The 10,761-nt window shown below is 31.8% G+C and carries 8 protein-coding genes; 3 read left to right on the top strand and 5 right to left on the bottom strand.

Features of this window, described 5'->3' with window-relative positions; genetic code table 11:
* Positions 1–129: 129 nt before the first annotated feature.
* On the top strand, positions 130–528 hold the full coding sequence (locus ACKI3Q_RS07780) for a secondary thiamine-phosphate synthase enzyme YjbQ (RefSeq protein ID WP_407415894.1): 399 nt from the start codon (positions 130–132) through the stop codon (positions 526–528).
* Position 529: 1 nt separating this feature from the next.
* Complete coding sequence (locus tag ACKI3Q_RS07775; RefSeq protein WP_407415892.1) at positions 530–676, top strand: hypothetical protein; 147 nt, start codon at positions 530–532, stop codon at positions 674–676.
* An 80-nt stretch (positions 677–756) separates the two neighbouring features.
* Here ACKI3Q_RS07775 and ACKI3Q_RS07770 read toward each other — a convergent pair whose 3' ends face one another.
* The 5 genes from ACKI3Q_RS07770 to ACKI3Q_RS07750 form a co-directional block, all read right to left on the bottom strand.
* Entirely contained in the window at positions 757–1,041 is a 285-nt protein-coding gene (locus tag ACKI3Q_RS07770; RefSeq protein WP_407415890.1) for a 2TM domain-containing protein, read from the bottom strand.
* A gap of 211 nt (positions 1,042–1,252) precedes the next feature.
* Positions 1,253–2,929, bottom strand: a complete 1,677-nt coding sequence (gene pheT / locus ACKI3Q_RS07765; RefSeq protein WP_407415888.1) for a phenylalanine--tRNA ligase subunit beta — start codon at positions 2,927–2,929, stop codon at positions 1,253–1,255.
* A gap of 23 nt (positions 2,930–2,952) precedes the next feature.
* Entirely contained in the window at positions 2,953–3,312 is a 360-nt protein-coding gene (locus ACKI3Q_RS07760; protein ID WP_407415886.1) for a hypothetical protein, read from the bottom strand.
* Positions 3,313–3,452: 140 nt separating this feature from the next.
* Entirely contained in the window at positions 3,453–5,243 is a 1,791-nt protein-coding gene (locus ACKI3Q_RS07755) for an ABC transporter ATP-binding protein (RefSeq protein WP_407415884.1), read from the bottom strand.
* 1 nt (position 5,244) lies between these two features.
* Positions 5,245–7,047, bottom strand: a complete 1,803-nt coding sequence (locus tag ACKI3Q_RS07750) for an ABC transporter ATP-binding protein (RefSeq protein ID WP_407415882.1) — start codon at positions 7,045–7,047, stop codon at positions 5,245–5,247.
* Positions 7,048–7,260: 213 nt separating this feature from the next.
* On the opposite strand from ACKI3Q_RS07750, the gene ACKI3Q_RS07745 reads away from it, so the two are divergent.
* Positions 7,261–10,137 carry a right-handed parallel beta-helix repeat-containing protein gene (locus ACKI3Q_RS07745; protein WP_407415880.1) on the top strand — a complete coding sequence of 959 codons (2,877 nt, stop codon included), beginning with the start codon at positions 7,261–7,263 and terminating at the stop codon, positions 10,135–10,137.
* Positions 10,138–10,761: the final 624 nt, after the last annotated feature.

The raw sequence follows: 10,761 nt of genomic DNA, 5'->3' as shown, positions 1-10,761 counted from the left end.
CCTCAATTATAATATATTTTCGTAATGCTATTATATTTTTTTGTTTTTATTTAAAAAATATATAAATGAGGATTAATTTGTTTAATATTTATTTTGCTTTTTATACTAGTTTTTACATATAATTATCCAATGTCATCTAAAAAAGTTATTTTAAATACAAATAAAAATTTTGAAATTATTGATATCACATCAAAAATCAATCAGGAAATTGATATTGAATCAGGAATTGCAAATATCTTTTCCAAGCATTCCACTTCAGCTATTGTTGTCAATGAAAGTGAAAGCGGTCTTTTGGCTGATTTGGAATTAATGTTAACTGATTTAGTTTCAGATAAATACTCTTGGAAGCATGATAGAATAGATAATAATGCTAAATCACATTTAAAATCATTTTTGCTCTCTTCCAGTGAAACCATACCAGTTTCTAATGGAAAATTGGATTTGGGAACCTGGCAGTCAGTATTTTTCATTGAACTTGATGGGCCTAGAAAAAACAGGACAGTTAACCTGAAATTTATCGGCGATTAAAATGAAAAAAGCATTGATTATTTTAATACTTGTTATATTAATTATTGTAATAGCAATACTTTTAAGCAATTTGCCTTTTGATGTTATGTCTAACGGCAATGTTAGTTATGAACAGATGGATGTGCAGATGAGAAAATTGTGGTATTGAATATTTTGGAATATAAAGTAAGATGGTATGATTTAGAAAAAAATTGTTGAGTGTGAAAATGCATTTCACAATCATTAAACTTATTTTTTCATTTTTTCCATTTCTTTTTCAATCATCTTGTCTCTGTTGTCTTCAAGCCTTTCAGTGAAAACGAATGTTTTAAAGAAATGAATTAATAAACCAATTCCCCAGAAAATTGTTATCCAATAAAACCACCATTCATTAGAAGGAGATAGAAAGTTACTAATTAGATTTATAATGAAAAGAATTGCATTAACACCAATAAAACTGTATAAATGGCGATAAAAGCCAATTTTTTCATCCACTCTTTTTTCCGCTCTTCTGTATAAATCATCTTCTGACATGATAACACCACAAATTTTTTAGTTAAATCCATTTATATTTTAAAATTTCCTTTTATAAATCGATTAATTTGATTTAATTTAATCTTATTTTGTTGATAATAATATAAATAGATATTCTTCAAAGTAATATTGATTACTCTATTTAAAAAAAGTTGTAGATGAAAAGTAGTTTGTTAAATATTTTATATAATATTTAGAATAATCCTCGACATTATTGTGTCGAGGTTGTTTCTTTGTTCACAAATTCGATTTCAAAAGCTATAACGGGATATTCCAAAGTAAAGTTTGTTATTACTTCAGGAGATATTTCACCGAAGAATCCTTCGATAGTACCATTTTTAGCTTCACCAACTAAATCTGCAGCCCTACCATAAATAAATGAAGGGTTTTCACTGTCAGTTATTTCCATAGAATATCCTAAATTAGAAACAACGCTTGTCACAACAGATTTAATTTCTGTAAAGTTAGCGGTTGAATGACAAATCAAACCAGCTAATTTCTTGGAAGGTCTGACTTTATTTTCAGTAGTTTCATCAATATATAAAACATCACCAATCTCAAATATCTTTTGAGGCAAGTCTTCATGTTTGTTGTCTTCTAAAAATTCCATTAAGCTGTTGATTAAACTAGTACGAATCATGGTTCTGTCAATTGTAATAGGTCTTGCAACCTGAACATGATCCTCTTCAGCTTGTTTCATGAATTCGTAATGTGATTCCTCGTTAGTAAGCATTAAACTCATTACTTCCTGGAATCCTAAACCAATCATGACTTCACGAATAGTACTTTCAGCCTTAAACCAGTCATTTTCATAAGCTACTGTATTGATGTCAGGCAATTCGGCTTCAATAGAGTTAATTCTGTACTGTACAGCAATGTTTTCCACAACATCAACTTCGTGTAAAATGTCAACTCTATATGCCGGAACGAATACTTTCAATTCATTGTCATTCAATATTTCAGCATCAAAACGTGCTTTTAATAATAATTCTTTAATGTCTTCAGCATTTAAGTTGATTCCACCAATCAATTCATTTGCAGTATCAACATGAACATTAATTTCCTGTGGAGTTAAGTCTGGTGTAACAACAGTTTTATCGGAGTATTTAACTTCCATACTTTTGATTTTTCCACCAACTTCAGCAAAGGAACAGCATATGATGTTCAATGCCTGGTTAACTGCTCTTTCATCAGTACCTGTAACATCTACAATAATGTTTTTGGTATCTTCTTTGATTTTGGTCAGCTCTCCATTAATGATTGGAGGCATTGATAAGACATTGTCATCACAGTCCAGGATTAATGGATATTTATCAAATTTGTCAATTAAATGAGCATAATCCTTACCTTTATCATGTTCGGTTAAGATTTCTTCAGGAGTCATTGGAGTATCTTTTTCAAGAGGAACAAAATCATTTTCCTGTTTTGGGGTTGCAATATATTTAAATGGAGCTTTCACAACATCTGCATTGTGAATACCAATAGCCACTTTTTTCCTGTCTCTTCCGATTACCCAATGGAGATTTTCCTGGAAATCCATAATGTATTTGAGTTTGTCGCCAGTAAAATCAACATCATCGATTTTTGCAAAGCCAATATATGGTCTGATTTCAGCTACATCATCTTCAACGGTAACGCTTTCACCTGATGAGATTATTTCATATTTTGGAAGACCTGTTTCCTGGCCGATAAATCCTTTAAAAGATCTGGCTACTCCTTCGACAGATAAATTGACCGGACGGTTAGGGAAGAATTCTACTTTAATTTCTTCATCATCAAAGTCCTCAATGTCACTGGACATCATTGGCAATGTATCTATTAATTCATCTTTCTCCATATCTATTCCTAAATCTTTTAAATCTTGATATTTAAATGTTATAACTGGCATTTAGTATACTCCATAAAATTTGATTATAATCCATATATCATCATGAAAATAAATGATTCAATAACAAAATGTAGTGCTCTGTGTTCTATTTCGCCCATATGGCCGATTAAAACAGTATGACTTACATCAATTATAAAATGAATTGTGGCTGCTAAAATTCCTATTGTAGGTGATAGGAAGACTATGGACAATACTATAAAGTGAAATGCTGCTTCCATTAATTCATGAACTACCCATGTTTTCCATGGGGAATTATCAACTGAATGGTATATTAAGCCACCTAATATGATGTAGAAGTTATTTAGAACTTTCCACATTAATTGTGTGTGTATTATATCGCTTATAGCCAAAACAATTGCAACATAAAACCATAGTAATTCCATTATTTAACAGTCCTTTAAAGATTTATAATATATTTATTTATGAATATATTATATTATATATTTATCTATGATGATGTTAATATTGGCAGTTCATTAATTAAACTGTTTTTTTGGATGTTTTTGCATTTGGAGTTAAATACTCATTCATTAGAAATTTCCCTATTCTGACTGTTCAATGTGTTGTAATAATATCCTTTTTGTTCCAGCAATTCTTCATGGTTTCCCTGCTCGATGATATGTCCATCTTCAATTACGAGTATTTTATCTGCATCCCTGACGGTTGAAAGTCTGTGGGCTATAATAAAACTGGTTCTGTTTTTCATCAGTTTATCCATAGCCTTTTGAATTAGCATTTCAGTTCTTGTATCAACTGATGAAGTAGCCTCATCCAGAATCAATATTTGCTTTTTAGAAAGTATTGTTCTTGCAATTGTCAAAAGCTGCTTTTGACCATGGGAAATGTTATCAGCATCTTCGTTCAGCATCATTTCGTATCCGTCAGGATTTTGCATTATGAAATGATCTGCATGTGCTTCTTTTGAAGCGGTTATAATCTCTTCTTCAGTGGCATCTAATTTTCCATAACGGATATTGTTAAAGATGGTATCATTGAATAGCCACGTATCCTGAAGAACCATTCCTACAAGAGACCTGAGGCTGTGCTTATCGTATTCATTAATGTTTACGCCATCGATTTTTATTTCACCGCTGTTAACATCATAGAATCTCATGAGCAATTTAACAATGGTTGTTTTGCCCGCTCCGGTTTCACCTACGATAGCTATTTTTTCTCCTTTTTTGACTTTAAATGACAGGTCTTTTATTATCGGCTCATCTTCATTATAGCCGAAGTTAACATTTTCAAAGCTGATTTCTTCATTAATTTCTTTTATTTGTTTTTTGGAAGGGTTTTCTTCAACATCTATTTTCAGGAAATCAAATATCCTCTCACTTGCAGCCATTGCAGTCTGTATCATATTCATTATTCTGGTTATCTGTTCAATTGGTGTTGTGAAGTTTTTAGAGTATTGGATAAATGCCAAAATGTCTCCCACATTTATTGCATTTTGAAGTACAAGCACTGCTCCGAGAACGGATATGGCTACGTATTGTAAATTGGAAATAAAATGCACTAATGGGGCGGACAGGCTTGAAAAGAACTTGGATTTCCATTCATAATCATACCAATTTTCATTTTCTTCCTCAAAAATTCTCATGGATTCATCTTCCTGGTTAAATGAACGGATGATTTCATGACCGGTAAATGACTCTTCAATTTGTCCGTTCAACTGGCCTCTGTATTCCAATTGTTTTAAATAATAATCCTGTGAGAATTTAGTAACTTTAGTTATAATGAAGAATGATATTGGAACTAATACTATTGTGGTAAGGGCTAACCATAAATTAATGGACAGCATCATTATTGTAACACCAACTATTGTAACGACACCGGTTAATAGTTGGTTAAATGTCTGAACGATTCCTGATTGTAGGGAATCCACATCATTTGTAATTCTTGATAAGATGTCTCCTCTTGTATTTATATCCAAATCTCCCATTGACAGGTGAGTTACCTTTTCAATTAACTCTTTTCTTAGATTATAACTTATGTCGGTGGTTATGTCAAGCAGTAGGTAGCTTTGAAGGTATGAAAAGACGGCACTTACAATATATAAAATCACGATTATGATGAGCAAATTGAGTATATATTCCAGATTCATGTTTCCGGAACTTATCCCGTCAAATATTGCAGTTGTAGCAAATCCAATTAAAAGAGGACCTATCACTGAAAATACTGTTGATATGATTCCGCAAATAATTGTAAAAGTTAACTTCAATCTATATCCTGTTAATAGGCTGAATATGTTTTTTATGGACTGTCTGGTATTTGCCGGTTTTTCAGGAGGAGCTCTTGTTGGTTTTCTTGCCATATTATTTGCCTCCTGTAGTTTTCTTGATATGATTTGTATCTATGGTAAAACTGGAAGAATTTTCATCATATAATAACTCTTTGGATTGTTCTACTTGGGAAGATACAATTTCTCTGTAAATACCACAGTTTTCATTCAGGTAATCATGGCTGCCTTTGTCAATTATCTCCCCTTCATCAAGCAGGATTATTTCATCAGCATCCATAATTGTTGAAATTCTCTGTGAGATAATGAGCATTGATGAATTTTCTTTCAAACTTTTTAAATTTTCTTTCACTTTTGCTTCCGTATTCATATCAAGGGCTGAAAAACAGTCATCAAAGAGGTAAAAGTCACGTTTGGCTATTATGGATCTTGCCAGCTGAAGACGCTGCTTCTGTCCGCCTGAGAAATTACTTGCTCCCTGTGAAACTTCATCATCTAAACTTTCAATAAAGTCTACTTCTGCCATTTTCAATGCTTTTTCAATCTCTTCATCGCTTGCATCTTCCTTGCCTATCTGCATATTTGACCTTATTGTCCCTTCAAAAAGAATTGCTTTTTGAGGAGTATAGGATATTCTATCCCTGAGGGTTGATAATTTGTACTCTTTGATATTTCTGCCACTAACAAGGATTTCACCATCGCTTACATCCTGAAGACGTGGAATTAAGTTCAGGATTGTAGATTTTCCGCTTCCGGTTCCGCCAATTATTGCAGTGGTCTTTCCTTTCTCCAATTTAAAGTTGATGTTTTTCAATATTTCCTGTTCACTTCCAGGATAAATGTAAGTTACATTTTTAAATTCGATGGTAGGATTATCATCTATTTCATCAATCGGACCGTCACTAATTGATATTTCTGTATTTATTACTTCAGCAACACGTCTTCCGGATACTAAAGTTCTTGGAGTCATTATCAGAAATCCACCCATCATTAAAAATGCCATTACAATCTGTGTAGCATATTGGATAAATGCTATGATTGTTCCGGTTAATATTTCACCTCTAATCGCATCATATGCTCCAAAGTATAAAATAAGAACTATCATCAAATTCAGCAATAAGGTCATAGCAGGCAATAGAGTCAAAAGAATTCTAAAAACTTTCAGATTTACTGATCTGAAATCTTCATTAGTTTCTTCAAATCTTTCTTCTTCGTATTCTTGCCTTACGAATGCCTTGATAACGGGCATGCCTATTAATATCTCTCTTGATGTTTGATTGATTTTATCAGTCAATTCCTGCATTATTGTAAAGAACGGCATAATTTTCATAAATATAATAAGAAAAGGAATTATTATCGCGGCAAATGTCACTGCAATAATCCATAAAAGATTGGTTCCAAGTTCCATAGCTTTAATTATGCTTCCTATACCTAATATTGGTGAAAATAGTATTGTTGTAAAAAACAAGCCTAAAAAAATCTGTAGTTGATATACATCGTTTGTGTTACGTGTAATAAGTGATGCTCGGGATATTTTATTCAGTTCAAAATTTGAAAATTTTAAAATCTTTTCATAGCTTATTCTTCTTAAATCTCTTCCGTATGCTGCAGATACTTTACTTGCGAAGTATGAAAGACCTATTGTGGCTAAAACACCTATTAAAACCATGACCATCATCATAGTTCCTACACTTATTATGTAGTTGAAATCGGTGTTCTGTATTCCAATATCCACAATATCTGCAGTGTATGATGGCAGGGTTAGATTACAGTAAACATCAATCAATAGGAATAATATAATAAGAAAAAGAGGAATAATGCTCTTTTTTAATGGTTTAAACAGTTTTCCGATTGTGGTTAATGTTTTTTTCAAATCCATGGTCTTTCAACTTTCTCTATTTTATTATTAACTTTATTTCTTTTATTTATATATAAATATTATTTTATTTTTTGAATATGTTCATGATTCATCTGAGGGGGTGTTTTTTTTTAAAAAACTTGTGTATGTAAGTAATTACATGCGGAAAATAATTTATATTAAATGATCTAATAAACATTACAACACTATGATAAATTCCAAAAGGGGATAAAAATGATTTACAAAAAAATTATTATTTCAATATTATTATTGGTTTTATCAGTAACTGCCGTTTCAGCTACTGATTTTGAGAATAATTCTGTAATAGAATCATCTGATGTTGATGATTCTAGTATTTGTGTTTCTTTTGTAGAATCTTCACAACTTCAAGATTCAAAGGAGTTAAATGCTTCAACAGGTACTTTTAATCAACTTCAATCACTGATAGATAATGCATCGGAGAAATCTGTTTTGGACTTAACTATGGATTATAAGGGAAGCAAAAATTCCAAAATAAAATTAGATAAAGATTTAACAATCAACGGTAATGGCCACACAATAGATTGTTTAGATAAAGAGGGATGTATTGCATTTTACTCAAGTAGCGGAACTATAACCTTAAAAAATCTTAAAATAATCAATGGACAGCATGATTTCAAGGAAAATCGTGTCATTACTTATGGTGGTGCTATTTACATTACTGGTACCGCAAAGTATATAATTGAAAATTGTACATTTGAAAATAATTTAAATTGGGTCGAGTGCTCTGGTGGGGCAATATACAATGGTGCATCTAATACACTCACAATTAAAGATTGTACATTTAAATCTAATGATGTAAAAAGAGTTAAGAGTAATACTGGTTCTGATGCTAACGGCGGAGCAATATTTTCTGAGGGTCCATTGAATATTGAAAATTCAAAATTTATGTCTAACCTGGCTTTTGATTATGGTGGTGCAGTATATGCTTGTGATACATTAAATATTTTTAATTGTATATTTGAGTCTAACGAGGCCAGTGTGGATTATGGTGGTGCAGTACATTCTAAAGGGAATGTAAAAATTGTAAATTCCACGTTTAAAAATAATTTTGCAAAAGCGCGTGGCGGAGCACTTTACGCCGAGAAAGATGCGATAATAAATACCTGTGTATTTGAATCAAATAAGGTTGATGGAATGATTTTAGGTGAGGATTCTTTTGGTGGTGCTATAGTGTGTACTGGAACATTATACATCAATAATTCAACATTTAAGAATAATTATGCTGATGACTATGGTGGAGCAATAGTTGGTAAAGACATATATATTAATTTTGACCAGAATCCCGATCAATCTTTCAGTTCTTTCTTTATTAATAACGAAGTTGATGACGATATTGCTGGAGCAATACGTGCTAAAGGCATTCTGTATATCAAAAATACAGTATTTTCGGGCAATAAAGCATATGTTGATGGTGGTGCGATTTACGCAAATGATGATGTGAATGTGAATCATTGTTTGTTTGAATCCAATGAAGCATCTGGTGCTTTATCTCAGTGTTATGGTGGTGCAATTCGCTCTAAAGGTGATGTGTATGTAGAAAGTTCCACATTTAAGGATAATTATGCTGAAGATTATGGTGGAGCGATTTATGCAAATAATGTATATATAAACCTTAAGCAGGCTAATCCTCAAACTTTCAGTTCTTTCTTTACCAACAATAAAGCATCGGATAATCAAGGTGGAGCAATCTATGCTAAGGGTTATGTTAAAGCATTTAATGCAGTATTTTCAGGTAATAAAGCTGATATTGATGGTGGTGCAATTTATTCAGAAGATGATGTAACTGTGAAATATTGTTTGTTTGAGTCTAATCGGGCTAGTGGTGAGGATCTGTATGAATGTTATGGTGGTGCGATTCGAGCTGATGATGTGTATGTAGAAAATTCCACATTCAAGGATAACTATGCTGAAGACTATGGTGGTGCGATTTATGCTGATTCTGTATCTATAAATGTTAATCAGAATTGTAATCAAGCTTTCAATTCATTCTTTATCAATAATAAAGCAGGAGATAACAAAGGTGGTGCGATTTATGGTGATGATGGTAATATTAAAGCAGTAAATACAGTATTTTCAGGCAATATTGCACTGGTTGATGGTGGTGCTATCTATGGAGATGACAATGTATATGTCACCCATTGTTTATTTGAAAATAATAAAGCGGATGGAGCTAAAATAATGTCCTGTTATGGAGGTGCATTCCGTGCACAGGATAATGCAGTTGTTGACAATTGTACATTTAGAAATAATTATGCTGAAAATGAAGGTGGTGCAATTTATGCAGATACTTTAATTTTAAGAAACACTTCTGTTTTTGAAGGCAACACCGCTAGAGATTATGGTGGTGCGATTTGGGTTAATACATTTAAAGAAGATGTTAAATATAATATTTTCATAGGCAATAAAGCTAAAAAAGAAGATGGTGGTGCTATTTACATTGATAATAAAAATAGTGTCGTATTTTCAAGTAATGTCTTTATAAACAATACCTGTGGAGATGAAGGCGGTGCAATTTATGGCGATGATAACGACTTTAAGATAAGTTTAAAATATAATATTTTCATAGGTAATGATGCTGGAGATACCGGAGATTCAGTATATATCTGTGGTCAGTATAAGGAAATAATTAATAATTATTGGGGTGGAAAAAACCCTACTAAGAAAAACGGGCAGTTGATTGAATGGATGCCTTTATTTATTCCAAATGATCATCATGTTGATAGTGATCCTCTAACAATGGTTTTAGTAACTGATGGTTCTGCTATTATTGGTCAAACTGTTACTGTAACACTAATGTTCTATAAATCTGATGGAACTCCATGCACTGGTCCAATTTTAAATGATGCGGTTGTTTTCAATGTATCTAATGCTAAAATAATTAATAAAATGTCTAATGAATTTTCCGTTTCTATAGATTTAATTCCAGAAGATGTGGGGTCATTTGAGGTTTCTGCAAATTTGTATGGCATATCTGTTTCAGAAACATTTCGTGTATATGACGGTAAAATCACAGATTCAGATATTAATAGATTATTACAGCGGATATCAGACTTAAAAAATTCCTCTTGATGGGATTTAATTTCAAAACAAAGAGTTGATGTTTTACTTAATTCCAAAAATCATGTGGAATATACTTATGAGAATGGGGATGCAAGTGTATTCATTGACACTTTGCCCACTTCTCTTGGAATGCATTATTTGCATTGAACTACCTCAACTTTATAGAAGTTGAGGATTCTTACTTCACGGACTGTATACTCTAATGAGTATAGGATTACCGTGCTATCCCCATCGTCCCGAAGGTTCAGACAGATTCAATTAATATTGCTTTTTAAACTTGGTTATCGTTTAAAAAGTTTAATTTAATTTTGTCATTGTCATTTATTATTTTTGTCATTCTGATATTTGAATTTCATCAGAGAGCATTTGAAAAGTAATACTCATCTTTGTGCAATTCATCCATGACTTGTAGAAGCCATGGTATTCTTGCATTAATTAGATAAATCTTCACATCATCAATAGGACTGCAGCAATCACAGTTTTATCATCAATTTATTCTTCTTTTAATGAAATTAGGCATTTTAGTCTTGAAAAATTTAAAAATTCAATGATTGTTATTGTTATCCGTTGTATTTAGGAAAATTATATGAAATTGATTAAAAATTAAATATTTTTATTAATAATAAAAAATAT

It is taken from the genome of Methanobrevibacter sp. (assembly GCF_045636185.1).
Taxonomy (GTDB): Archaea; Methanobacteriota; Methanobacteria; order Methanobacteriales; family Methanobacteriaceae; genus Methanocatella.
The sequence above is the reverse complement of the archived record's forward strand: the minus strand, read 5'-3'. Positions and strand labels throughout refer to the sequence as shown.

Excerpts from the sequence above, each read along its gene's own strand:
- ACKI3Q_RS07780 (WP_407415894.1), top strand. The coding sequence starts at position 130 with ATGTCATCTAAAAAAGTTATTTTAAATACAAATAAAAATTTTGAAATT.
- ACKI3Q_RS07775 (WP_407415892.1), top strand. The coding sequence starts at position 530 with ATGAAAAAAGCATTGATTATTTTAATACTTGTTATATTAATTATTGTA.
- ACKI3Q_RS07770 (WP_407415890.1), bottom strand. The coding sequence starts at position 1,041 with ATGTCAGAAGATGATTTATACAGAAGAGCGGAAAAAAGAGTGGATGAA.
- pheT (WP_407415888.1), bottom strand. The coding sequence starts at position 2,929 with ATGCCAGTTATAACATTTAAATATCAAGATTTAAAAGATTTAGGAATA.
- ACKI3Q_RS07760 (WP_407415886.1), bottom strand. The coding sequence starts at position 3,312 with ATGGAATTACTATGGTTTTATGTTGCAATTGTTTTGGCTATAAGCGAT.
- ACKI3Q_RS07755 (WP_407415884.1), bottom strand. The coding sequence starts at position 5,243 with ATGGCAAGAAAACCAACAAGAGCTCCTCCTGAAAAACCGGCAAATACC.
- ACKI3Q_RS07750 (WP_407415882.1), bottom strand. The coding sequence starts at position 7,047 with ATGGATTTGAAAAAAACATTAACCACAATCGGAAAACTGTTTAAACCA.
- ACKI3Q_RS07745 (WP_407415880.1), top strand. The coding sequence starts at position 7,261 with ATGATTTACAAAAAAATTATTATTTCAATATTATTATTGGTTTTATCA.